Below are 25,528 nucleotides of genomic sequence, written 5' to 3' on the forward strand. Positions count from 1 at the left end.
CGCACAGCGATAACACAAGAAACGACGCCTCAGAACGACGAAAGCCCCGACGCTGGGCGTCGGGGCTTTCGTGAGCATGGTCACCCGCTCAGGGAGCGGCGGGTGAGGTCAGGCAATGACCTCAGTGATCATCATCATGATCATCGTGGTCATCGTGGTCATCATGCTCTTCAAGACGCTGATGTGCGTGCGTCTCGCCGTCGTACTCATCCACTCGGGCCTTGAGCTTCTGACCTGGGCGGAATGTCACCACGCGACGCGCGGAGATCGGAATCTCCTCGCCTGTCTTGGGATTGCGCCCCGGACGTTCGCGCTTGTCACGTAGATCGAAGTTGCCGAAACCGGACAGCTTCACCTGTTCATTTTCCCGCAGGCAACCGCGAATCTCGTCGAAGAATACCTCTACCATCGACTTGGCTTCGCGCTTGGACATGCCGAGTTCTGCGTGCAGATGCTCGGCAAGTTCCGCCTTGGTCAACGCTCCCATGTCCGCTCCCTCGTTCAAGTGGCGACTCATGCTCTCAGCGCCGCCCCGAAACGTGTGTGGCCATCGGTGACGATCGCATCGACTAACTGATTGATTTCCTCATCATTCAGCGTGCGCGAAGGATGCTGCCAGGTCAAGCCCAGGGCGAGCGACTTGTGACCATCGGCTACCCCCTGCCCCTGATAGACGTCAAACAGGCGCAGGTCCGTCAGCCATTCACCGGCTTGCGAGCGGATGGCGTCGAGCAGCGACTGCACGTGAACGCCCTCTTCGACCACGAAGGCCAGGTCACGACGCACTTCCGGATACTTGGAGAGCGGCGCGAAGCGCGGCAGACGGCCTGCGCAGGCAGAGGCCAGCGTGATCTCGAACACGAACACCTCGACCTTCAGGCCAAGCTCGGCGCGCGCCGCCGGGTGCAGGGCACCCATCCAGCCCGCCGGCTCGCCATTGAAGAACAGCTGAGCGCACTGGCCCGGGTGCAGTGCCGGATGCTCGGCGGCTTCGAAGCGCCAGGCATCCAGATTGCCGCCCAGTGCCAGCAGTGCCTCGACATCGCCCTTGAGATCGAAGAAGTCGACCTTGTCACGACCGCCATTCCAGCCTTCCGGCAGACGTGCACCGGTGATCAGGCCGCCGATCATCGGCGTCTGCTCGAGGGAGTCCAGCTCACCACGGAACACAAGCCCGGTCTCGAACAGGCGCACGCGCGACTGCTGACGATTGAGGTTGTGGCTCAGCGCCTTGACCAGCCCCGGCAGCAGTGAGCTGCGCATCACGGCCATGTCGCTGGAAATCGGGTTGGCCAGTGCCGGCGCCACCCCTTGCGGGTCCAGCGTCTTCTGCAGCTCAGGGGCGACGAAGCTGTAGCTGATCGCTTCCTGATAGCCCCGCGCCACCAGCTGACGACGCAGGCTGGTCAGCGGCTGGGTGGTCTCATTGGCCACGGCCGGCGCCAGACGCGCGTTCGGGCGGCTGACCGGCAGATTGTTGTAGCCATGGATGCGCGCCAGCTCTTCGATCAGGTCAGCCTCGATGCTGACATCGAAACGCCAGCTCGGCACCGTCACCTGCCATTGGCTATCGCCATTCGCGGCGACCTGCATGCCCAGACGCTCGAGAATCTCGACGATCTCGTCATCCGGCAGCGCCATGCCCAGCGTGCGCTCGACACTGGCGCCGCTCAGGCTGACGACGGCGGCCTTGGGCAGCGCTGCGTCGCTGGCGACCTCGATGATCGGACCCGGCTTGCCGCCGGTGATCTCGAGCAGCAGGGCCGTCGCGCGCTCGATGGCATCACGCTGCAGCTGCGCGTCCACACCACGCTCGAAACGATGCGAGCTGTCGGTGTGCAGGCCGTAGCTGCGCGCCTTGCCAGCGACGCTCAACGGCGCGAAGAAGGCCGACTCGAAGAAGATGTCGCGCGTCTCGGCGTTCACGCCACTGCCTTCGCCGCCCATCACGCCAGCGATGGCCAGCGGGCCCTTCTCGTCGGCGATGACCAGGGTGTCGTCACGTAGCGCGACTTCTTGACCGTCGAGCAGCGTCAGCGGCTCTTCAGCGGCTGCCATGCGCACCTCGATGCCACCGTTCAGGCGTGCCAGATCGAAGGCGTGCATCGGCTGGCCGAGTTCGAGCAGCACGTAGTTGGTGACGTCGACGACGGGGTCGATGCTGCGGATGCCACTGCGACGCAGACGCTCCTCGAGCCACAGCGGCGAGGTCGCGGCGACATTGACGTCACGCACGACACGCCCCAGATAGCGCGGGCACGCCTCTGGCGCGCTGACGGTGACCGGGAAGGTATCGTCGATCTGGGCGGCGACCGGCTCGATGCTCGGCGCCGTGACAGCGAGACGGTTGAGCACGCCGACTTCGCGCGCCAGACCCTTGACGCTCAGGCAGTCGCCGCGGTTCGGGGTCAGATCGACCTCGATGGCGTTGTCGTCAAGATTCAGGAAGTCACGTGCATCACGGCCCACCGGCGCGTCCGCGGCCAGCACCATGATGCCGTCGGAGGCTTCGGCTTCCAGGCCCAGCTCGGAGGCACCACAGATCATGCCGCGGGATTCGACACCGCGCAGCTTGGCCTTGCGAATCTTGAAGTCGCCCGGCAGCTTGGCGCCGACCTGAGCGAAGAGCACCTTCTGGCCAGCGGCGACATTCGGCGCGCCACAGACGACCTGCACCAGCGCACCGCTGCCATCATCCACCTGGCAGACATTGAGGCGATCAGCCTCCGGGTGCGGTTGCTTGTCCTTGACCTCGGCCACGACTACACCGGTGAACTCACCGGCGACCGGTTCGATACCATCGACTTCCAGACCGGCCATGGTGACCTGATCGGCAAGCTGCTGGGTGTTCAGTTCCGGCGACACCCACTCACGCAGCCACTGTTCGGAAAATTTCATCTTGCTGTCCTGTTCCGTAAGTTCACGCCCTCAAGGCGCGATACGTGAATGAGTGCCTAGCTGAACTGGCGAAGGAAACGCAGGTCGTTCTCGAAGAACAACCGCAGGTCGTTGACGCCGTAACGCAGCATCGCCAGACGCTCCACGCCCATGCCGAAGGCGAAGCCACGGAAGCGCTCGCTATCGATACCGGAGTGACGGAAGACTTCCGGATGCACCATGCCGCACCCCATCGCCTCGAGCCAGCCGGTGTGGGAGCAGACACGACAGCCGTCACCGGCACACATCACGCACTGGATATCGACTTCAGCGGACGGTTCGGTGAACGGGAAGTAGGACGGACGGAAGCGGACTTCCAGGTCATCACGCTCGAAGAAGGCATGCAGGAATTCTTCGACGGTGCCCTTGAGGTCGGCGAAGCTGACATTCTCGTCGACCAGCAGACCCTCGACCTGATGGAACATCGGGGTATGGGTCAGATCGGAGTCGCAGCGATAGACGCGGCCCGGGCAGACGATGCGCAGCGGCGGCTCACTGGCCTTCATGCTGCGTACCTGCACCGGTGAGGTGTGAGTGCGCAGAAGACGCGTGGCATCGAAATAGAAGGTGTCATGCATCGCGCGCGCCGGGTGGTGCGACGGGATGTTCAGCGCTTCGAAGTTGTGATGGTCATCTTCGATTTCCGGCCCTTCTGCGACACCGTAGCCGATGTGCGAGAAGAAGCTTTCGATACGCTCAAGCGTGCGGGTGACCGGGTGCAGGCCGCCTACCGGCTCACCACGGCCCGGCAGGGTCACATCGACGCGCTCGGCGGCAAGACGCGCATTGAGCGCCGCCGTTTCCAGCGTATTGCGACGTGCATCCAACTCGCCACTCAGCAGCTGCTTGGCTTCGTTGATGGTCTCACCGGCCTTGGGACGCTCGTCGGGGGACAACTTGCCGAGGCCCTTGAGCAGTGCGGTGATCTCGCCCTTCTTGCCGAGAAAACGTACCCGTACCTCGTCGAGGGTCTGGACGTCTTCGGCCGCCTGGATCGCGGTGCGTGCTTCGTCCACCAGGGTGGAAAGATGTTCCATCCGTTCAGCTCCGATCGCTTGAGTCACTGGCGCGGCAATGTCCGCCACCAATGGAAGTCGCGCCGACCCGAAGGTCGGCAGGGAGAGCGCTCCGCCTGCGGTGAGTCACACAGACGATCGCGCCCTTGCCAGAGACCGGCCCACAACGCGGCCAATCCCGTTCATGTCGCTGCTGACCCACCGCCGTTTCTCTGACGGCAGGCCAAACAAAAACAGGGGAAGAGCGGCTGCTCTTCCCCTGTGACGTAACACGTCATCTCGATACCGCCTGAGTTGTCCAATGCAAGCATTCGACAGTCACGGCCCGATTCGCCACCTGAGCGGCTCGCCGGGTCTGGGCGACATCTGATCCGGTCACTTACTGAGCAGCCTTGGCCTTCTCGACGATGGCAGCAAAGGCAGCTTTTTCGTGAACCGCGATATCGGCGAGGACCTTGCGGTCGATCTCGATATTGGCCTTCTTCAGGCCAGCGATGAAGCGGCTGTAGGACATGCCATTGATGCGGGCCGCAGCGTTGATACGCGCGATCCACAGGGCACGGAACTGACGCTTGCGGACACGACGGTCACGGTAAGCGTACTGACCGGCCTTGATGACAGCCTGCTTGGCTACGCGGAAGACGCGTGAACGCGCTCCGTAGTAACCCTTGGCCTGCTTCATGATCTTCTTGTGACGGCGACGTGCGACGACGCCACGCTTGACGCGGGACATAGCGTACTCCTGATATTAAGAAAGTTGGACCGAGGTAAGGACGGCTTACAGGTTCGGCAGCATGCGCTGGATCAGCGCCTTGTCTGCAGCGTGAACCTGCTTCATGCCACGCAGCTGACGCTTACGCTTGGTCGACTTCTTGGTCAGGATGTGGCTACGGAAGGACTGCTTGTGCTTGAAGCCGTTGGCAGTCTTCTTGAAGCGCTTGGCAGCGCCGCGGTTAGTCTTGATCTTCGGCATGAGTATTAACTCCGCTCGGTTTCTTGAGAAAATCCAGGGCCGACAAAAAGAGCCACGCCCGCAGGCGTGCCCCTGATGTGTCCGTTTTACTGCCTATGGATCACTTCTTTTTCGGCGCGAGAATCATGATCATCTGACGGCCTTCCATTTTCGGGAAGGACTCGACGGTCACGAGCTCCGAGAGGTCGCCGGCGATCCGTTCCATCAGCTTGCGGCCGATGTCCTGGTGCGCCATTTCGCGACCACGGAAGCGCAAGGTTACCTTACCCTTGTCTCCGCCTTCGATGAAGCGAGTCAGGTTGCGTAGCTTGACCTGATAATCGCCTTCATCGGTACCAGGACGGAATTTAACTTCCTTGACCTGGATCTGTTTCTGCTTCTTCTTCTGCAGATTCTTCTGTTTCTTCTCGTCGAAAAGAAACTTGCCGTAATCCATGATCTTGCAGACGATGGGGTCGGCATTGGAAATCTGGACGAGGTCGAGCCCTGCCTCTTCGGCCTTGACAAGCGCATCTTTGGTTGACACTACGCCAACCTGCTCGCCATCTGCGTCGATGAGGCGGACTTCGTCCGCACGAATACGGTCATTGATGGGAGCCCGCTTTTCCTGGGGGCGTCCGCGCTGATTATTCCGCTTGATCGTTGCGTCTCCGTTTGGCTGAAATTCGTTACTGTCAGACCTGTTCTTCCTTCAGGCGTTCCATGAATTCTGAAACTTTCATGGTGCCGAGGTCTTCACCGGAGCGGGTTCTGACAGCTACTGCATCAGCTTCCACTTCCTTGTCGCCAACGACGATGAGGTAAGGAACCTTCTGCAGAGTATGCTCACGGATTTTAAAGCCGATCTTCTCGTTCCTCAAGTCTGCTTTGACACGGATGTCATGTTTCTCGAGGCGGGAGACCAGATCCTTGGCATATTCTGCCTGGGAATCCGTGATATTCATTACGACAACCTGCTCCGGGGCGAGCCAGAATGGCATCGCGCCTGCGTGGTGCTCGATCAGGATGCCGAGGAAGCGCTCGAAGGAGCCGAGAATCGCGCGGTGCAACATGACCGGCATGCGACGCTCTCCACTTTCATCGACAAACTGGGCACTGAGACGCTCAGGCAGATTGAAGTCGAGCTGTAGAGTACCACACTGCCAGACACGATTCAGACAATCTCGCAGAGAGAATTCAATCTTTGGTCCATAGAAGGCACCCTCACCCGGCTGCAGCTCCCACGGCAGGCCAGTCGCATCCAGTGCTGCCTGCAGGCCGGCTTCGGCCTTGTCCCACGCTTCCGGCTCACCGATGAAGGATTCCGGACGGGTGGAGAGCTTCAGCTCGACGTCTTCGAAGCCGAACTGACGGTAGACTTCCAGCGTCAGACGGATGAAGTCCTCGGCCTCGGACTCGACCTGATTCTCGGTACAGAAGATGTGGGCGTCATCCTGGGTGAAGCCACGCACGCGCATCAGACCATGCAGAGAGCCGGACGGCTCGTTGCGGTGGCAGGAGCCGAACTCGGCCAGACGCAGCGGCAGGTCACGGTAGCTCTTCAGGCCCTGATTGAAGACCTGGACGTGACACGGGCAGTTCATCGGCTTGACCGCGTACTCACGCTTCTCGGACTCGGTGGTGAACATCAGCTCGTTGTAATGTCCCCAGTGCCCGGACTTCTTCCACAGAGAAAGATCGACCACCTGCGGCGTCTTGATCTCCTGGTAGCCATTGGCACGCTGGATACGACGCATGTACTGCTCGAGCACCTGATACATGGTCCAGCCATTCGGGTGCCAGAACACCATGCCCGGCGCTTCTTCCTGCATATGGAAGAGGTCCAGCTTCTTGGCCAGCTTGCGGTGATCGCGCTTCTCGGCTTCCTCGAGACGCTTGAGGTAGGCCTTGAGCTGCTTCTTGTCCGGCCAGGCGGTGCCATAGATGCGGGTCAGCATCGGCTTGGTGGAATCACCACGCCAGTAGGCACCGGCCAACTTGAGCAGCTGGAAGTGCTTGAGGTGACGGGTATTCGGCACGTGCGGGCCGCGGCACATGTCGGTGTATTCTTCGTGGTGGTAAAGGCGGATGGTGTCGCCTTCGCCGATGCCCTCGATGATCTCCTGCTTGTACGGCTCATCGCGCTTCTCGAAAGCGGCCATGGCCTGGTCACGCGAGACATACTCACGCACCACATCGTACTCGCTGTCGATCAGCTGCTTCATGCGCTTCTCGATGGTCTCGAGATCTTCCGGGGTGACCGAGCGGCCAAAGTCGATGTCGTAGTAGAAACCGTCATCGATGACCGGGCCGATGGCCATCTTGGCCTCCGGGTAGAGCTGCTTGACGGCATGACCGATCAGATGCGCGCAGGAGTGACGAATCACGTCCAGGCCTTCCGCATCACGCGCCGTGAGAATGGCGACGTTGGCGTCTTCGGTGATCATGTCAGCGGCATCGACCTCGACGCCATTGATCTTGCCGGCCACACAGGCCTTGGCAAGACCGGGACCGATGGACTCGGCCAGCTGCATCACGGAAATCGGGGTATCGAAGGTACGCTGGCTGCCGTCAGGCAGAGTAACGATAGGCATGAAGAATTCCTTGCGTTCAGTGGTGGCCCTTACCAAGGGTCACGTGAAGCGAATTTGGCCGAACACGGGGCGTCGGCTCGAAATGGGGGCAATGACGATCACGCCCCTCACGCTACTGACCCCGGCCTACAATGCCTGGGGCGCCGCCCACTGCCCCATGATGATCGAGCGACCAGTCAGGGTGTGGACACATAACGCGGGAACATGAGCGAGGCAAGACCTTAGCAGCCCGTTCAAAAGTCGTAAAGATACGCTTGAGCCACTGAAGACCATGCACGACACGAACGCAGACGGGGCGCCCTGAGGCGCCCCGTCTGATTCAGCTTACCGCGTTCGGCTTACTTGACTTCAGCAAGCTCGACACGACGGTTTTCGGCACGGCCTGCAGCGGTATCGTTGCTGGCGACCGGCTGCTCTTCACCGTAGCCCACAGTCTGGATACGGTTGGCGCCAACACCTTCGGAAGCCAGGTAGGCCTTCACGGAGTCAGCACGCTTCTGGGACAGCTGCTTGTTGTAGGAGTCAGAACCCACGGAGTCAGTGTGACCTTCGACGCGAACGCGGACGTTCTCGTTGGAGACCAGCTTGGCCGCCACACCGTTCAGCACTTTCTCAGCGTTGGCAGTCAGCTTGGCGGAGTCGAACTCGAAGTTCACGTCACGCAGGACGAGGTCAGCGACGCAACCCAGTGCATTGACCTTGGCGCCGGCCGGGGTGTTCGGGCACTGGTCCTGGTAGTCCGGCACGCCGTCACCGTCGGAATCGAGCGGGCAGCCTTTCGCGTCAACAGTGACGCCGGCCGGAGTACCCGGGCACTGGTCCTTGTAGTCAGCAACGCCGTCACCGTCGGTGTCCAGCGGGCAGCCTTTCGCATCGACAGCGACGCCAGCCGGAGTACCCGGGCATTCGTCACGATCGTTCGGCACGCCGTCGCCATCGTCGTCCATGGACTTCGGAGCATCGTCAGCACACAGCAGTGCACCAGCAGTCGCGCCGCCGACAGCACCCAGAGAAGCGCCGGTGTCTTCGTCGCTGTCGCCAGAGACGCCGTAACCAATCCCGCCACCGATCAGGCCACCGGCCAGACCGCAGACGAACGGCTGGCTGTACCAGGGCTTCTCAGCAGATGAAGACTGGGAAGCAGAGCTTGCGCAGCCAGACAGGCCAACAACCAATGCAGAACCCAGAACCAGGCCAGTCGTAGATCTTTTCATGTAAGACTCCTTCTTAACACAGCGCAATATGTAACGAGGGTGTTACGTATCGACTCAGTATAAGAGCCGAACTCGTTACGATGAAAGGAATTTTATTCAAATCTTCCTTTAAGAAGAAAGCACATGCAGGTGCGTCCTTCCAGCTCTGATCGGGTCTGTTTCCCTTGAAAACGGTACCGATCCTCAGGCATACGGTGAAGGAAAACAGTGTTTTTTGCAACGTCGAAAAACTTTGACACTAACTGTATCAGAATGGCGACGCTGTAAAACCCCTGTTTTACTCTCTTTCAAGGTGCTGGCGAACCAGCCCCTCGAAAATCTCGACGCCGGGCGCCAACAGCGTATCAGGAAAATCGTAATCGGGGTGGTGAAGCCCCGGCATTTCCTCACCTGCGCCAAATGTGAACATGGCGGCGTGGCAATCACGTGCCAGCACGCCAAAGTCCTCGGACCAGCGATGTGCCTGAGGAAGTTCCACGCAATCAAGCTCTTGCTGTCGTGCCACGCGACGAATCATGTCGTTCGCTTCAGGCGAATTCCAGGTCGCATCGAAGGTGTCACACCAGTCCACATCGATGCCCAGACGGTCTTCTTCCGCCTCGCTGCGCGCCAGTGACACCGCCGCTTCGGCCAGCGCCTTCATCATGTCATCGCTCTCGGTGCGCAGGGTGACCATCACCTCGGCGTCGCCCGGTGAGGTGCCGAACGCGACCTCGCCCAGGCGCGCATGAATCAGGGTCACCATCGCAAGTCCGGTCTCATCGGCAAATTGCAACGGCAGACGCGACAGGCCTTGCATAATGCGACACATGGCCATCGCCGGGCTGCGACCATTTTCCGGGTGGGCCGCATGTGCACAGAGCCCGGAGAGCCGCACGATCATGCCGCGTGAGGCACAGGTGAAGGCATGGTCGCGCACGCTGACTTCCCCGAGGGGGCGCCCCGGCAGGTTGTGGCACGAATAGAGATAGTCCGGCTTGAGCGCGGCAAAGGCCTTGCTGCGCACGACGGCGCGCGCGCCTTCGCCGGTTTCCTCGGCGGGCTGGAACAGCAACACCACCTCGCCCCTGGCGACCGGAGACGCCGCCAGGCGCTGCGCCACGCCCAGCATCCAGCTCATGTGGCCGTCATGGCCACACAGGTGCCCGACATGCGGGTGACAGGAGGACCAGTCGCCGCGTGGTGCCTCATCGATGGGCAGCGCATCCAGCTCACAGCGCAGCATGACGCGCGGGCCTGGCTCGGCGCCGCGGAAGATGGCGGCCAGACCATGCCCACCCAGCCCGCTGACCACCTCGGCGCCGGCCTCCTCCATCCAGCCGGCGATGCAGGCCGCCGTGGCGGCTTCCTGTCCGGAGAGTTCCGGTGAGCGGTGCAGGGCGTGACGCAGCTCGGCCAGCGGCGTGCCCAGCAAGGAAAGTGTCGTGTTCATGCCTGCCTCGTGAAGACTCATCAGACGGCCTGCCCCAGATCTGCTGGCGAAGCGGGACGCTTGCACCCCAGGTAATGCTGATGCCAGAACTCCATGTTGCTCAGCACGCGACTCGCCGCCAGCTGCAGCGGCTCCGCCAGCGCTTCCTCGACGGCGATGCGCTCCTTGTCTTCGGCAAGGCGCTCACGCGGCGACAGCTCCTTGCGCGCCGAATGGGTGTGCAGGTGTGAGACCCGCCCATGCAGGACACCGAAGACCGAGAGCACGTCATCTTCGGCCAGCCTGGTATCGAGAATCTCGATCAACACCTTGCAGCGCAGACCGCCTTCCACCATGTCGACCTGCCCGGCCTGCATGGCGCGTGCGATGGCTTCGAGGCTTTCCAGGCAGTTGGCGCGCGCCTGGATGAGCTCTTGCTCACGACGCGCCTCACGCACCTTGACCTCGCGGCGCAGCTTGAGGGCATAGAACGCCAATCCCGCGATGATGATGATCGCGATGACGGCCAGAATGATGCTGATAGTCAGGGACATGCCTTTCTCCTGCGGTAAACAAGCCATGAGTATAGGGACTGCGCACGCGACACCCAAGGCGGGGCACTGCGACCGATGACCACGTAGCCCACCCTCGCCCACGCCTTGCGTCAACAAAAGGCCCCGCATCAGGGATACGGGGCCAGTCGTGTCATTCACTCTTGCACGCTTTTCTCTGTCGCACTCATGCTTCGTCCGGCACGCGAGCGATCAATCTGTCAGCGCAGATCTTCACCGCCCCGCCATCAAGGCCTCGAAGCTGGCCTTGAGCTTGAGATTCTGCGCCTGATGCGAGTAATTGCGTGCCAGGCTGGCCAACGCAGTGCTCAGCGCCTGCGTGTCGCTCTCGAGCAGATGGGTGCAGCGCTCGGCCCACTGCTGTGGCGTGGACTCTGCCGCCATGACCAGCTCAGGGTAGTCATCGAGCAGCTCAGCCGAGCCAACCCGCGCATTGAGCAGCACCGGCGCACCACAGGCCATCGCCTCCAGCGCGACACGCCCGAACTCCTCGATATGGGCCGGCATCACGAACAGGTCCAGCGCACCATAGAGCGTCTCGACCTCGGGAATGGTCGAGCGCCAGATCATGCGCTCGGCGATGCCCGCCTCCCTGGCCTGCTGCTGGTAAGGCGCGGCATCATCCTTGCCTACCACCAGGAAGCGATAGCGGCCCGGTGAGGCCTGCTCCATCAGCGCCGCCATCGCCACGAACCCGGCCACGTTGCGCTTGGTGAAGTTGCCGGATGACACCAGACCGACCAGCAGCTCATCTTCGGCCACGCCCAATGCCTCACGCTGGGCGGTGCGCCCTGCGCGCGCACGCTCGACCGTGAATTGCACCGGGTCATAGCCCGGGTAGCTGATCTCGATCCGCTCAGGCACGATACCGTAGCGCGCCATCAGATCCTCGCCCATCATGCGCGAATTGACCGCGACCTGACGGAACTTGCCACCCTTGAGCACGTGATCATGAATCGCCGCCACTTCGTGGTCGCGAGGCAGCTCACGGCCATGGATGCACTGCGAGGCAAGGTGCACGCAATTGTGCAGATAGACGGTATCCGGGCTTTCGCAGTCACCATGACTGATCAGCAGGTCGGGCGCATGACGGCTGGCCCAGGCCTGAACACGGCGATTGAACCAGAAACGTCGATACGCCCCCTTGAAGGGCCACCGCCACAGGCGCACCAGCTCCGCGCCGTGGGCGCGAGCCAGTTCAGGCTTGCCGCGCTCGGCGAGAATCACCACGCGATAGCCCAGCGCGCGCAACGCATCCGCCTGCTCGAAGGCATTGCGGCTGGCACCGGTGTTCTTCTCGACCTGACGAATGGCGATCGCGGCCAGCTTGCCTGCACCAGTGCTCACGACGCCTCCTGCACACGACGCATGGAGTCACCGCGACCGACCGCGTAGTACATCAGGCCGGCGGCCTTCATGGCGGCGGGCTCGAACAGGTTGCGGCCATCGACCACCACCGGGAAACCAAGCTGCGCCTTGAGCCACTCGCCATCCAGGGTACGGAATTCCTTCCACTCGGTGCACACCACCAGTGCATCGGCGCCCTTGACCGCCTGCTGACGATCCGCGACCAGCACCAAGTCGTCGCGCTCGCCGTAGATGCGGCGGCATTCCTTCATCGCTTCCGGGTCATAGGCCTGCACGGTCGCGCCAGCGGCCCACAGCGCTTCCATCAGCGTGCGGCTCGGCGCGTCGCGCATGTCATCGGTGTTGGGCTTGAAGGCCAGACCCCAGACGGCGATGGTCTTGCCCTTGAGGTCGCCATCGAAGGCCCGCGACAGCTTGTCGAACAGCGTGACCTTCTGGCGCTTGTTGACCGACTCGACAGCGGTCAGCAGCTCGGCGTCATAGCCGACCTGACTGGCAGTACGCGCCAATGCCTGGACATCCTTCGGGAAGCAGGAACCGCCATAGCCACAACCGGGATAGATGAAGTGGTAGCCGATACGCGGGTCACTGCCGATGCCACGACGTACTTCCTCGATGTCCGCGCCGAGACGCTCGGCCAGATTGGAAATCTCGTTCATGAAGCTGATCTTGGTCGCCAGCATGGCGTTGGCGGCGTACTTGGTCAGCTCGGCGGCGCGCACATCCATGAACATCAGCTTTTCATGGTTGCGGTTGTAGGGCGCGTAGCATTCGCGCATGCGCTCACGCACCTTCTCGGAATCGGTGCCGACCACGATGCGCGCGCCACGCGTGAAGTCCTCCAGCGCCGCGCCTTCCTTGAGAAATTCCGGGTTGGAACAGACATCGAAGTCGACACTTTCGCCGCGCTCGGCGAGCACTTCGGCGACTCGCGCCGTGACGCGGTCTGCCGTGCCCACCGGCACGGTGGACTTGTCGATGATGACCTTGTAGTCATTCATGTGCTCGCCGATGGTGCCAGCCACCGCAAGCACGTACTTGAGGTCGGCGCTGCCGTCCTCGTCCGGCGGTGTGCCCACGGCGATGAACTGCAGCACGCCATGCTCGACGGCCTGACGGGCGTCAGTGGTGAAGTTGAGACGGCCGGCCTCGACATTGCGCAGCACCATGCTCTCCAGCCCCGGCTCGAAGATGGGGATCTCGCCTTGCTTGAGGCCATCGATCTTGGCCGCATCAACGTCCATGCAGATCACGTCATGGCCGACATCGGCCAGACAGGTGCCAGTCACCAGGCCTACGTAGCCTGTTCCGAAGACAGTGATTTTCATGTCAGTCCTTGAGGGTTTCTGAAGGTAATGAAGCAGGTGACAAGGTGAACGCCGATGAATCCTCTGACGGCGTCACGCGGGAATCCGGTTGTGGGGCTTGCCCGTCGCGTTTCGCGCCCTGCCCGGACATGAACTCCGGGCGCTCCAGCAGCTCGGTGGTCGCCTCGACCGCTTCCTCGAGCTCTTCGGCACCCGGCGCGAGAGGTCGGGAAAGAAAGTCCGACGGCAGGGCTTCATAGAAGTTCAATCGCCCTAGCTGGTCCAGCACCGGATGACGCCCACGCGGCTGATAGCAGACCGCCCAGGGCGACAGGCACGGCTTGTCACCGGAGAAGCGGATACCCAGCCAGTCGCTGGCCAGATAGGGCAGGTCAAAACTGGCGAAAGGCTCATCGGCGTGCGAACGCAGGCGCGTCAGCTCGCGCGCGGGATTGGGCGCCTGCCCCGTCTGCCACAGCCACAGCGGAATACGGTACGGCGCCTGACTGGGGCGATCACCACCATGCACATAGGCGTCACTGAGCGGGTCATGCTCGAGGCCGTGGTCCGATAGATAGAGCACGCCAGCGGGTCGCCCTTCGAGGCGCTGGAAGACGCCCTCGATCACCTGATCCGTGAAGCGGATGCTGTCATCGTAGGCATCGGTCAGCGGTGAGCGGCTGTCCGGGGTCAGGAAATAGCGCAGTGAATCCGGGTACTGCAGGCTGGCCGGCGGGTGACTGCCGTAGAGATGCAGCACGATCAGCCGCGGCCCCTCGACCTCGCGCGCCAACGCCTCATCAAGCGCATCCAGCAAGCCATCGTCATAGTCGGTCATGATGGTGCGAGCGACATCGGCACGCTGGGCGATGGCGGTGATCCAGGTGCGCTCGGAGGTGATATCGAGCCCCTGGCGCGACAGCCACTCGGTATGATAGCCGGCCTGATTGGCCAGCGAGATCAGATTGGCGTCCAGGTAGCGCGGCGAGAAGGTTCGCGGGTCGGTCAGGCTGGCCAGCATCGGTACCGCCAGCACGGTCTGTGGCGCCGGCGCGATGGCCTGATCGAAGACCACCAGCTCGTCGCGACGCGCATCGAGATTCGGCGTCGTGGCGCGGGAATAGCCATACAGCGACAGCTGATCGCGGCGCTGGGATTCGCCGATGATCAGGACGAAGACGGCATCATCCGACACCTCGGGGCTGCGCGAGACGCCACCGAAATCATAGTCATCCGCCATCAGCGCCTTGTAGCGCTCCTTCTCCCACCAGGCATGCGAGGTGGTGGCCAGGTTCCAGCCCGGCGAGACCGACAGCGTCGTGATGGCCAACGGCACGCTGGCCCGCCCCCACTGCCAGCTACCGGCCAGCAGCATCAGCATCCAGAGCACGAAGGCGATTCCGCTGCGCCCACCCAGCCGGGCGCGAGCCAGCCCCGCCCCGAAGCGATTGCCCAGTGACAGCGCCAGCAGGAAGAATCCCAGCGGAACGATCAGGGCCAGCGGGAACTTGAACAGCATCGCCATCGATTCGCTGCGGCTGGTATCCAGCGAGCTGAGCGCAAAGGCCAGCCCATAGCGGGAATCGTAATAGACGGCGCTGACCACACTTGCGGAGAGATTGACGCCCAGCGCCGCCATCAGCCCCAGCGCCGGCCAACGCCAGCGCGGACGATGCAGCGCCGCCAGCAGACACGGCCACAGCAACAGATTGCCGAGCAGGATCAGGCCGCCCTCGAGCAGGCCGTGATAGATCAACGGCACCAGACTCGCCAGCAGGGCCAGCGTGATGGCGGAGATCACCCCGGCCCGCTTGCTCGCCTGATCGCTGCGCGCAAACAGGCGACGGACGAGGCGCTGCAGCAGGCCCTTCATGAACGTCCCCGCAACGGCATGAACGCTTCAGCCCTTAGGCGAGCCAGCAGATGCACGAGCCGTCGAGCCCCGGCCACCCTCAGACGTCCAGCGCCTGGCGCCAGCGACCATCCGCTTGGCCACAGGCGATGAAGAAGGGATTCACCAGCGTATCGCGGGCGTTGTAGTCCAGACGACGCGGCTGTGCGGGCAATGACTCGGCATCGAAGACCTGGCCGCCGGCCGCTTCCAGCACGGCCTGGGCCGCCGCGGTGTCCCACTCGCTGGTCGGCGCGTAGCGCGGATAGAGATCCGCATTGCCTTCCGCGATGCGACAGAACTTGAGCGAGCTGCCACAGCTGACGTTCTCCACCGGTGTCAGTCGCTCGATCAGCGCCGCCGTGCGCGCATCGAGATGCGACTTGCTGGCCACGACTCTCAATACCTCAGGCTCCGGGCTGACCGTGATCGCGACACGCCCGGTGGCGTCTTCCCGGAAGGCCCCCACACCGGCGAGCCCGCTCCAGGTCGTCTCCAGCACCGGCGCATCCACCACGCCCAGCACGCTGCGCGAACCCTGGATCAGTGCCACGTTGACGGTGTATTCACCGCTGCCGGTGACGAATTCACGCGTGCCATCCAGCGGGTCGACCAGCCAGAAGGTCTGCCAGTCACGCCGCGCCGCGATATCGGCCTTGTCGCTCTCCTCCGAGAGCACCGGAATCTGCGGCGTCAGGCGGGCCAGCCCCTCGACCAGCACATGATGCGCCGCCATATCCGCCGCCGTCACGGGGCTGTCATCCGCCTTGGCACGCGTGCCGAGCTCTCCCCCACGGGCAACGGCGAGTATCGCCTGCCCCGCTTCACGGCAAAGCTGTTCAATGGCCGTCAGCAGTTCAAGATCGAGGGTGACATCAGACTGGGTCATGGGGGTCTCGCAGAGAATTCGAAGGAGTCGACACGGGCCCTTCGGCCCGCCGTCATCATACGCAAAAGCGGCCGCGGATGCTGCCCGCGACCGCTTCGAGAGGTCTTCACACAAGCGCCGTCAACTCAAGCTCGGTCAATTCAAGCTTGGTCAACTCAAGCTCGGTAAACTCAAGCTCGGTCAACTCAGGCGCACTGACCCTGCAGCGTCAGTTTTCAGGCACTGCGATAGCCGTTGGGGTTGCGTGACTGCCAACGCCAGCTGTCGGCCATCATGCGGTCGAGACCCAGCTCGGCCTTCCACTTGAGCTCGCTGAAGGCCTTGTCCGGCTCCGCCCAGCACTCGGCGATATCACCGGCACGACGCGGTGCGATGCGATACGGCACCGGACGACCGCTGGCCTTCTCGAACGCCTTGACCATGTCCAGCACGCTGTAGCCGGTCCCGGTGCCCAGGTTGTAGGTGTGAACGCCATCCCGCGCATCACCGGCCAGGTAGTCCAGCGCCTTGAGGTGGCCATCGGCCAGGTCGACGACGTGGATGTAATCGCGCACCCCGGTGCCATCCGGCGTCGGGTAGTCATCACCGAACACGGCCAGTTCCTCGAGGCGGCCCACGGCGACCTGGCTGATATACGGCACCAGGTTGTTGGGGATGCCATTGGGGTCTTCGCCGATGGTGCCGGACTCATGAGCGCCCACCGGATTGAAGTAGCGCAGCAGCGCGATGCGCCAGCTGTCATCCGCGACGGCCAGGTCACGCAGCACTTCCTCCACCATCAGCTTGGAGCGGCCGTAGGGGTTGGTCGCGGAGGTCGGGAAGTCTTCACGGATCGGCGTGGAGGCCGGATCGCCATACACGGTGGCGGAGGAAGAGAACACGATACGCTTGACGCCGGCACGCGCCATGGCATCACACAGCACCAGAGTGCCGTTGACGTTGTTGTCGTAGTAGGCCAGCGGCTTGGCGACGCTCTCGCCGACCGCCTTGAGCCCGGCAAAGTGGACCACGGCCTCGATATCGTGACGCTCGAACAGGCTGTCGAGCAGCGCACCGTTGCGGATATCCCCTTCGACGAACGGCACTTCGCGTCCGGCAAGCGTCGCCACACGCGCAAGAGAGGCTTCACTGGCATTGGACAGGTTGTCCAGCACCAGCACCTGATGGCCGGCCTCCATGAGCGCCAATACCGTATGAGAGCCGATGTAGCCTGCACCACCCGTGACCAGAATCATCAATCATCTTCCTTGTGAAAGTAACGCGACAGTGGGCCACGCAGTTGTCCTGCGCTGGCCCTGTTCATGGCTGCTAACCCTACCTTCCAGCCCTTGCGCTCACAAGTCCACAGCCAACGACAGCGTCTGTCGCCAGACAGCAACCTGACCCGTGCAAGATGGCGTCACGCAGGGCCTGGCCCGAGGTGTGAGCGCCTCGGATCAAGCGTCGCGCTTGCGCGGCGTCAAGGTTTCACTTGCCGGAGTTTCAAAACAGGTAATGAAGGCTATTGAGCCGCGCCGCAATGCTGAGACAATGGCCGCGCCTTGCCGCCTGAGCGCCCGGCTGATCGACTCGCGAGCGGCTTTCTGACAAGGCAGGCAACATGACACGTCGTGCACGTCACCCCGACCGAGGATACATGCGCGACATGTAATGAATAACACCAACACGACAACTCGCCATCACCTACCATGACCCATACCAACAACACGATGACCACCATGATGAGGAAGCCAGTCGCCGACCGGCTTCTCTGGAGTCGACATGCCTGAGCAATCTCCCGATCAAGTCGCTGATCAATCCACTACGCCGCCACAAGCGCCACTCGCGGCGCGCATCGGCCTGATACTCGGACCCCTCCTGTTGCTGCTGACCTGGCTGACACCGGCGCCGGGTGACATGCCGGACAGCGCCTGGCTCTGCGTCGGCCTGGCCCTGCTGATGGCCACCTGGTGGGCCACCGAGGCCCTGCCGATTCCGGTGACCTCGCTGCTGCCCATCGTGCTGGTGCCGGCGCTTGGCATCGACGACATCAAGAGCACCACCGCCGCCTATGCCAACCCGACCATCTACCTGTTCCTCGGTGGCTTCCTGCTCGGGATCGCCATGCAGCGCTGGGACCTGCATCGCCGCGTGGCTCTGCATACGCTGAAGCTTGCCGGCCACTCGCCGCGCCGCCAGATCGCCGGCTTCATGATCGCCACCGGCTTCATCAGCATGTGGGTGTCCAACACCGCCACCAGCATCATGATGCTGCCCATCGGCATGTCAGTGATCAGCCTGATGTCCAGTGGTCAGGACGAGCGCGACAGCAATGACCCGGAACTGAAGCGCTACGCCGCCGCCCTGCTGCTGGGCATCGCCTATTCCGCCAGCCTCGGCGGTATCGCGACCCTGATCGGCACGCCGCCCAATGCCCTGCTGGCAGGCTACCTGTCCAGTGATCAAGGCATCGAGATCGGCTTCGCCCAGTGGATGGTCGTCGGCCTGCCGGTCGCCATCGCGATGTGCGCCATCACCTGGTGGTGGCTGACGCGCACGCCCTTCTCCTTCAAGTCCGAGACGGCAGACAGCGGCGAGATGATCAGCCGTGAGCTCAAGGCACTGGGCGCCATGAGCAGCGCCGAGAAACGTGTCGGCGTCGCCTTCCTGGTGGCTGCCCTGCTGTGGATGTTCCGTCCGCTGATCAACCAGATGGGCCTTGCCTGGCTGTCGGACACCGGCATCGCCATGGCCATCGGCGTGGGCCTGTTCGCCATTCCCTCCGGCACCTCACGCGGCCGCCGCCTGCTGGTGTGGGAAGACGCGCGTGATCTGCCGTGGGGCGTGTTGCTGCTGTTCGGGGGTGGTCTGGCACTGGCGGGCGTGATCAAGAGCTCGGGTCTCGCCGAGTGGATCGCCGGCCAGCTGTCGATGTTCAGCGTGCTGCCGCTCATCGGCCTGGTCGCCATCGTGGTCGTGGTGATCATCTTCCTGACCGAGGTCACCTCCAATACCGCGACGGCAGCCGCCTTCCTGCCGCTGCTGGGGGCACTGGCGCTGTCACTGGACATCGATCCGCTGCTGATCACCGTGCCGGCGGCCATCGCGGCCAGCTGTGCCTTCATGATGCCGGTGGCGACGCCGCCCAACGCCATCGTGTTCGCCACCGGCCACCTCAAGATCCAGACCATGATGCGCGCCGGCTTCTTCCTGAACCTGGCCGGTACCGTGGTCGTCACCCTGCTGGCCTATGGCCTGATCGTGGCACTGTGGGTGTAGAGGCAAGTGCTGACGCGGGGCCTGGAAGAGAGCGAAGGTGAAAGCGAAGGTGAGAACGAGGGCGAGAGCACAAGCGCCTGACGAGCTTCTCACCGCCCTTGAAGCCTGAGCCCTGGAAACCCGAGCCCTGGAAACCTGCAAGCCTCAGCCCCCCCGAAACGACAACGCCGGACTCCAATGGAGTCCGGCGTTGTCGTTCATGCCAGGCAGATTCTGCGGCTTCTCATCATGACACCTGCGGTCATGTTCAGAAGAAGCCGAGGAAGCCCTTGATGATCAGCGAGTTGGCGATATCGATCAGGAAACCACCCACCACCGGCACGATGATGAAGGCCAGACGCGACGGCCCGTGGTGCTGCGTGACCGCCTGCATGTTGGCGATCGCCGTCGGCGTGGCGCCCATGCCGAAACCACAGTTACCCGCGACCAGGACTGCTGCGTCGTAGTTCTTGCCCATCAGGCGGAAGGTGACCTGGGTGGTGTAGAGGAACACCAGCGCGACCTGTGCCAGCAGGATGGCCAGAATCGGCAATGCCAGATTGGCCAGATCCCAGAGCTTGAGCGTCATCAGCGCCAGCGCCAGGAAGATGGACAGGCTGATGTTGCCCAGCACATCCACGGCGTGGGTATTGAGGTGCTTGTCGCCGAAGGCGCGCACCACATTACCGATGACGATACAGCTGAACAGCACCCACACGAAGGTCGGCAGCGAGAAGGCGGTGCCCGAGGTGAGTGACTGCAGCTGCTGGCCACAGACGACCCCGAGCAGCAGCATGAAGAGTGTCTTCAGGGCATTGGCCGTATTCAGCGGGTGCTGGACTTCCGTCTCGTCATATTCGGAATCGCTGACCTGGGCGTTGATGTCCTGCCCTTCGCGCTTCATGCGATTGATCAGGAAACGCGCCGTCGGCCCACCGATCAGGGAACCGAACACCAGCCCGAAGGTGGCACAGGCCATCGCGACTTCCATCGCGCCATTGATGCCATATTCGTCGGCGAAGACGTTGGCCCATGCCGCGCCGGTACCGTGGCCACCGGACATGGTGATGGAACCGCCGAGCAGACCCAGTACCGGATCAAGACCGAACAGACTGGCAACACCGACACCCAGCAGGTTCTGCAGGATGAGCAGACCGATGACCAGCGCGAGGAACAGCACCAGCTTGCTGCCGCCGGCACGAATCATGCGAACGTCGGCCGACAGGCCAACGGAGCCGAAGAACAGCAACATGAAGGGAGTCTGGAGACCGCCGAAGAACTGGAACTCGTAACCCAGGCCACGCAGGCCGGTGACGATGATGGTAGCGATGAGGCCGCCGACCACAGGCTCGGGGATATTGAATTCGCGCAGCACGCGCACGCGCTCGACGATCAGATGGCCAACGACGAGGACAAGCGCCGCCAGCAACAGGGTGGTGATAGCATCAAGTTGAATCATGCGATACCGATGAGTAGTTGTGGATTGTTCTAGCGGACCTCCTGAACGAGAGGTGCACTGGCGATGCCCGATCAGAGCAGGGATGGGGACGCATCCATTATCTCTTCAATCAGGGGGTTTGCCTTTGCACCGCTTGGAATTGTTGTGTTCTCGAATCCGGTCTGCCACCAGATCGTTATCATTATGCGGGTGCAGCGATGATACGCAGGGTGGGCACCGGTGCAAGCCCGGATGTTGACTGAGTCGTCAACATCAGACAAAAGTCTATAGCGGCCTGGCGAGCATGACACGTATTTTCCACGCAAGCCTGCCCGCGTCAGCCCAGCAACGGCGGGCGTGAGCGCCAGCCGGGCAACTTCTGCCCTGCCACAGAACGCAAAGACCCCCGCTCTGATGAGCGAGGGTCTCGAGAGAGGCAAAAAAGCCCCTGATCAGTCACGCATGAGGCGTGTTGTCGTCAGACAGCGACCGGACCAGCTTCCTCGGCACGTTCCGCTTCGCTGCGTGCACTGCTTTCCAGGCCGCGATTGACCGCCGACAGCACGGCCTTGAGCGATGCGCTCACGGTATCGCCATCCTCGGCCATGCCGCAGACACGCTTGCCATCCAGGTTGAGCATCACGAAGGCCACCGCGACGGCATCGCTGCCTTCGCCGAGGGCGTGCTCACCGTAGTCCACCACGCTGACGGTGGAACCGGTGTGACGCTGCCAGGCATCCATGAAGGCGGAGATGGCACCGTTGCCTTCGCCGGCCAGCGCGATCTGCTCGCCCTTGTCATCTACCAGCGTCGCGGTGAGCTGCTCGGCCCCTTCACGATCCAGACGATAGCCCTTGAGACTCAGCGGCGCCTCACGCTTGAAGCTGGCATCGAGAATCGCGCGAATCTGGTCGCTGGACAGCTCACCACTGACCTGCTCGCTGGCCTTCTGCACGTGCGGCGCAAGCTCGAGGCTCATCCAGCGCGGCAGGCTGATGCCATGATCGCGCTCGAGCAGGAAGGCCATGCCACCCTTGCCGGACTGACTGTTGACGCGGATCACCGCCTGGAAGTCGCGGCCCAGATCCTGCGGGTCGATGGGCAGATAGGCGACCTGCCACGGCTCATCAGGCTGCTGCTTCTTGAGGCACTTGCGGATGGCGTCCTGGTGGCTGCCGGAGAAGGCGGTGTAGACCAGCTCGCCGACCCACGGGTGGCGCGGGTGAACCGGCAGATTGGTGCACTCGGTGTAGACCTGGATGATCTCGTCCGGGTTGGAGAGATCCAGCTCCGGATCGATGCCCTGGCTGTAGAGGTTCATCGCCAGGGTGATCAGGTCCATGTTGCCGGTGCGCTCACCGTTGCCCAGCAGGGTGCCTTCGATGCGGTCAGCCCCGGCCAGCAGGCCAAGTTCGGCGGCGGCAGCGGCGCCGCCGCGGTCGTTGTGGGTGTGCAGCGAGATGATCGCGCAGTCACGACGGCTCAGGTGCTTGATGAAGTACTCGACCTGGTCGGCGAAGTGATTGGCCGGGCCCACTTCCACCGTGGCCGGCAGGTTGAGGATGCAGCGTTTTTCCGGCGTCGGCTGCCAGACATCCATCACCGCTTCACATACCTCGACGGCGTAATCCATCTCGGTGGAGGTGAAGCTCTCCGGCGAGTACTGGAACACCCAGTTGGTGTCCGGGTAGCGCTCGGCGTAGTCCTTGACCAGCTGTGCACCCTCGACGGCGATGGCCTTGATGCCGTCACGGTCCATCTCGAACACCCGCTCACGCTGCACGGTGGAGGTGGAGTTGTAGACGTGAACGACGGCATCACGCGCGCCGACCAGTGATTCGAAGGTACGCGCGATCAGATGCTCACGCGCCTGCACCAGCACCTGGATGCTGACGCCTTCCGGGACCTGATCTTCCTCGATCAACCAGCGCACGAAGTCGAAATCGAGCTGACTGGCGGAGGGGAAACCGACTTCGATCTCCTTGAGACCGATCTTGACCAGCAGCTTCCACATCAGCTTCTTCTGCTCGACCGTCATCGGCTCAAGCAGCGCCTGATTGCCATCACGCAGGTCGACACTCGCCCATAGCGGCGCCTGGGTCACGGTACGCGACGGCCACTGGCGGTCGGTCAGTGCGACAGGGGTCACGGGGCGATATTTGGTGTGGTCGAAGGCAGCACTTGGCGTGGATGCAGCAGTCATGGTCGTGTCCTTGGCGGTCTGGGTGCGAAAAACCGACAATCGAGGCCCGATACGGGAGATCGATGGCACCTTTCGCACTCAACAGTGTCCCAATCGGGGCGCCTGAGTAAATGTGAGATGACGAAGGCGTGAAGGCCTTGCATCCGAAAGCTTGCCGTCAGCAGGGCAAGCAAGCAAGTCGGGGGCAGCGTAACGTCACTGCCCGCCGCAAGCTCCGGGACCGGATCACGGTCTCCAGCGCGGAGAGAAGGACGGTGGGATCACCACCAGAGCCCTTTCGGCAGCCTCGCTTCGATCAGAAGCCGACTGCGTTCCGCGTTCACCGGTTGCAAGAGGCGTGTCGCCAGCGCCGGTGGCTCATCCTGCTCAGGTCTGTCGTTCGCGTCGTGCGTCGTGTCATGCGACAGCCACGACCCGAGCGGGCGTCTTCATCGCTGAGCAGTGATTACAGTATATGCCGCATATCAGGGCGGACGATTGCGAAAACCACATGACATCGCCATCTTAAAAGCAGATTATTTCACCATTCACATCTTCACCGCTAATGGATTGCGAAAATGAGCCAGAATATTCCTCTCCCGACACTGGACCGCTTCGACCGTCGCATTCTTGACGAGCTTCAGCACTCGGGTCGCATCAGCAATCAGGAACTCGCGGAGCGCATCGGCCTGTCCCCGTCGCCTTGCCTGCGCCGAGTCCGTGCGCTGGAAGAAAGCGGCATGATCACCGGCTACCGCGCCCAGATAGATGCCCGCAAGCTGGGACTCAGCCTGATGGCGTTGCTGCATATCTCGATGGACCGCCACACCCCGGAGCGCTTCACCAACTTCGAGGACACCATCGCCGCGCTGCCCCAGGTGATGGAATGCCTGCTGATCACCGGCCAGGAAGCCGACTACCAGCTCAAGGTGGTGGTCAAGGACATGGATGACTATCACGACCTGCTGCTCAAGCAGATCACGCGGATCGAGGGGGTGACCGGCGTGCATTCAAGCTTCGTGCTGCGTCAGGTGATCGATCACCAGCGCGTCCCGACGACCTCCTGAGCCTGACTGCCTGAATCAAGACTTCAGCAACACGAAAGCCCCGTCGGCTATCACCGGCGGGGCTTTCATGTTGATGAGGATGCCATCGTGATCACGCGGTGATCAGGGCGTGCCGGAATGGGTGGATCACTCGGCGCTGATGATGCCGCGGCGGATCTGGTCTTCCTCGATGGATTCGAACAGCGCCTTGAAGTTGCCCTCGCCGAAACCATCGTTGCCCTTGCGCTGGATGATCTCGAAGAAGATCGGCCCGATCACCGTCTCGGTGAAGATCTGCAACAGAATGCCCTCCCCCGGCGCGCCATCGACCAGCAGGTTCAATGCCTTGAGGTCCTCGACATTCTCTTCGTGGTTGGGCACCCGCGCATCGACCTTCTCATAATAGGTGGCCGGCGTGGTCAGGAAGGTGACGCCATTGGCCTTGAGCGCCTTGACGGTGGCATGGATATCATCCGTCGCCATCGCCAGATGCTGGATACCCTCGCCATGGTATTCGCGGATGAATTCCGCGATCTGGGAGTCATCATCCGCTGACTCGTTGATGGGAATGTGCATCTTGCCGCACGGTGCCGTCATCGCGCGCGAGAAGAGCCCGGTCATCTTGCCTTCGATATCGAAATAGCGGATCTCGCGGAAGTTGGCGATACGCGCATAGAAGTCGGCCCACACATCCATCTGGCCACGCCCGACATTGTGGGTCAGGTGATCCAGCGTATGCAGGCCGACACTGTTGGCATTCTCGATTGCGCCGTCGATGGCGACGAAGTCGGTATCGTAGATCGAGCGCTCGCGGTGATGGTCCACGAAGTACAGCACCGAACCGCCGATGCCTTGCACCGCGGGGATGCCTACCTCGCCCGGCCCGACCGGATGCTCGACGCTGCGCGCACCGTGCGCCAGGGCGTAGCGATGCGCCTGCTCGGCATCCGCCACGCGCCAGGCCATCGCACAGGCACTCGGGCCGTGGATCGCCGCGAATTCCGCCGCCGGGCTGTTCGGCTCGGCGTTGAGCACCACATTGATGCCGTGCTGCTGGAACAGGAACACCTGCTTGGAGCGATGGCGACGGGTCTCGGTAAATCCGAGCTGGTTGAACAACTTGCGCAGGGCATCGATGCCGGCCGCATCCGGGGCCGTGAATTCGACGAACTCGAAGCCGTCCGTGCCGATGGGATTGTGCTGTTCGATACGCGCCGGTGCGTTCATGAGGGGCTCCTGAGTCAGGCTGCCGACAGGGCAGGCAAGGTAGAGAAAAGGCGGGCAACATCTTTCACGACAGGCGAACTCATCGCGCCTCGCCTGTCGTGTCCCGATTCCGTTATCGGAAATCTATGCCTTGCCTGCCGCCCTGCCCATGCGCCTTGCGCCCTCATTGGTGCCGTGTCCGGCCTCCCCTCACGCCAGACATGTAACGAAACCCTGCCATGGCGCTGACGGCCATCTCGACACTGCC

Annotated in this window: 20 protein-coding genes; 2 read left to right on the forward strand and 18 right to left on the reverse strand. The window is 62.6% G+C overall.

The window, feature by feature from the left end; genetic code table 11:
- Nucleotides 1-121 precede the first annotated feature (121 nt).
- The 15 genes from ihfA to galE all read right to left on the reverse strand — a co-directional run bounded on the left by ihfA (nucleotide 122) and on the right by galE (nucleotide 17,389).
- Entirely contained in the window at nucleotides 122-487 is a 366-nt protein-coding gene (gene ihfA, locus R1T44_RS13690; protein WP_317292238.1) for an integration host factor subunit alpha, read from the reverse strand.
- Between the two features lie 26 nt (nucleotides 488-513).
- Complete coding sequence (gene pheT / locus R1T44_RS13695; RefSeq protein WP_317292239.1) at nucleotides 514-2,898, reverse strand: phenylalanine--tRNA ligase subunit beta; 2,385 nt, start codon at nucleotides 2,896-2,898, stop codon at nucleotides 514-516.
- A gap of 56 nt (nucleotides 2,899-2,954) precedes the next feature.
- The gene (gene pheS, locus R1T44_RS13700) at nucleotides 2,955-3,974 is read right to left on the reverse strand and encodes a phenylalanine--tRNA ligase subunit alpha (RefSeq protein WP_317292240.1); all 1,020 of its coding nucleotides are present in this window, start codon (nucleotides 3,972-3,974) and stop codon (nucleotides 2,955-2,957) included.
- 358 nt (nucleotides 3,975-4,332) lie between these two features.
- Complete coding sequence (gene rplT / locus R1T44_RS13705; protein ID WP_043335644.1) at nucleotides 4,333-4,686, reverse strand: 50S ribosomal protein L20; 354 nt, start codon at nucleotides 4,684-4,686, stop codon at nucleotides 4,333-4,335.
- A gap of 45 nt (nucleotides 4,687-4,731) precedes the next feature.
- Entirely contained in the window at nucleotides 4,732-4,926 is a 195-nt protein-coding gene (gene rpmI / locus R1T44_RS13710; RefSeq protein WP_043335648.1) for a 50S ribosomal protein L35, read from the reverse strand.
- Nucleotides 4,927-5,026: 100 nt separating this feature from the next.
- Nucleotides 5,027-5,566 (reverse strand): translation initiation factor IF-3, encoded by a 540-nt coding sequence (infC, locus tag R1T44_RS13715; protein ID WP_082388253.1) that lies wholly within the window; start codon nucleotides 5,564-5,566, stop codon nucleotides 5,027-5,029.
- A 34-nt stretch (nucleotides 5,567-5,600) separates the two neighbouring features.
- Nucleotides 5,601-7,499 (reverse strand): threonine--tRNA ligase, encoded by a 1,899-nt coding sequence (thrS, locus tag R1T44_RS13720; protein ID WP_043335653.1) that lies wholly within the window; start codon nucleotides 7,497-7,499, stop codon nucleotides 5,601-5,603.
- A gap of 338 nt (nucleotides 7,500-7,837) precedes the next feature.
- The gene (locus R1T44_RS13725; protein ID WP_043335655.1) at nucleotides 7,838-8,713 is read right to left on the reverse strand and encodes an OmpA family protein; all 876 of its coding nucleotides are present in this window, start codon (nucleotides 8,711-8,713) and stop codon (nucleotides 7,838-7,840) included.
- 277 nt (nucleotides 8,714-8,990) lie between these two features.
- Complete coding sequence (locus tag R1T44_RS13730; RefSeq protein WP_284726848.1) at nucleotides 8,991-10,145, reverse strand: amidohydrolase; 1,155 nt, start codon at nucleotides 10,143-10,145, stop codon at nucleotides 8,991-8,993.
- A gap of 20 nt (nucleotides 10,146-10,165) precedes the next feature.
- Entirely contained in the window at nucleotides 10,166-10,678 is a 513-nt protein-coding gene (locus tag R1T44_RS13735) for a DUF2489 domain-containing protein (protein WP_317292241.1), read from the reverse strand.
- Between the two features lie 231 nt (nucleotides 10,679-10,909).
- Nucleotides 10,910-12,043, reverse strand: coding sequence for a glycosyltransferase family 4 protein (locus R1T44_RS13740; protein ID WP_284726850.1), 1,134 nt, complete (start codon nucleotides 12,041-12,043; stop codon nucleotides 10,910-10,912).
- Nucleotides 12,040-13,392, reverse strand: a complete 1,353-nt coding sequence (locus R1T44_RS13745) for a UDP-glucose dehydrogenase family protein (protein ID WP_153636266.1) — start codon at nucleotides 13,390-13,392, stop codon at nucleotides 12,040-12,042. Before R1T44_RS13745 ends, R1T44_RS13740 begins: the two co-directional genes overlap by 4 nt.
- Before the next feature lies 1 nt (nucleotide 13,393).
- On the reverse strand, nucleotides 13,394-15,244 hold the full coding sequence (locus R1T44_RS13750; RefSeq protein WP_284726851.1) for a phosphoethanolamine transferase: 1,851 nt from the start codon (nucleotides 15,242-15,244) through the stop codon (nucleotides 13,394-13,396).
- A gap of 79 nt (nucleotides 15,245-15,323) precedes the next feature.
- Nucleotides 15,324-16,151 (reverse strand): 3'(2'),5'-bisphosphate nucleotidase CysQ, encoded by an 828-nt coding sequence (cysQ, locus tag R1T44_RS13755; RefSeq protein WP_107336293.1) that lies wholly within the window; start codon nucleotides 16,149-16,151, stop codon nucleotides 15,324-15,326.
- A gap of 215 nt (nucleotides 16,152-16,366) precedes the next feature.
- On the reverse strand, nucleotides 16,367-17,389 hold the full coding sequence (gene galE / locus R1T44_RS13760) for a UDP-glucose 4-epimerase GalE (protein ID WP_043337279.1): 1,023 nt from the start codon (nucleotides 17,387-17,389) through the stop codon (nucleotides 16,367-16,369).
- A gap of 523 nt (nucleotides 17,390-17,912) precedes the next feature.
- On the opposite strand from galE, the gene R1T44_RS13765 reads away from it, so the two are divergent.
- Nucleotides 17,913-19,409 (forward strand): SLC13 family permease, encoded by a 1,497-nt coding sequence (locus R1T44_RS13765; RefSeq protein WP_284726852.1) that lies wholly within the window; start codon nucleotides 17,913-17,915, stop codon nucleotides 19,407-19,409.
- Nucleotides 19,410-19,656: 247 nt separating this feature from the next.
- Here the strand turns inward: R1T44_RS13765 and gltS are convergent, their stop codons facing one another.
- Entirely contained in the window at nucleotides 19,657-20,847 is a 1,191-nt protein-coding gene (gene gltS / locus R1T44_RS13770; protein ID WP_233593315.1) for a sodium/glutamate symporter, read from the reverse strand.
- Nucleotides 20,848-21,304: 457 nt separating this feature from the next.
- Entirely contained in the window at nucleotides 21,305-23,029 is a 1,725-nt protein-coding gene (locus tag R1T44_RS13775; protein ID WP_043331272.1) for a 2-isopropylmalate synthase, read from the reverse strand.
- A 557-nt stretch (nucleotides 23,030-23,586) separates the two neighbouring features.
- On the opposite strand from R1T44_RS13775, the gene R1T44_RS13780 reads away from it, so the two are divergent.
- Complete coding sequence (locus R1T44_RS13780; protein ID WP_279838497.1) at nucleotides 23,587-24,075, forward strand: Lrp/AsnC family transcriptional regulator; 489 nt, start codon at nucleotides 23,587-23,589, stop codon at nucleotides 24,073-24,075.
- A gap of 126 nt (nucleotides 24,076-24,201) precedes the next feature.
- On the opposite strand, the gene hppD is transcribed toward R1T44_RS13780, so the two are convergent.
- Nucleotides 24,202-25,281 carry a 4-hydroxyphenylpyruvate dioxygenase gene (gene hppD / locus R1T44_RS13785; protein ID WP_107336292.1) on the reverse strand — a complete coding sequence of 360 codons (1,080 nt, stop codon included), beginning with the start codon at nucleotides 25,279-25,281 and terminating at the stop codon, nucleotides 24,202-24,204.
- Nucleotides 25,282-25,528 lie beyond the last annotated feature (247 nt).

This window comes from Cobetia amphilecti, assembly GCF_032923285.1.
Lineage (GTDB): Bacteria > Pseudomonadota > Gammaproteobacteria > Pseudomonadales > Halomonadaceae > Cobetia > Cobetia amphilecti.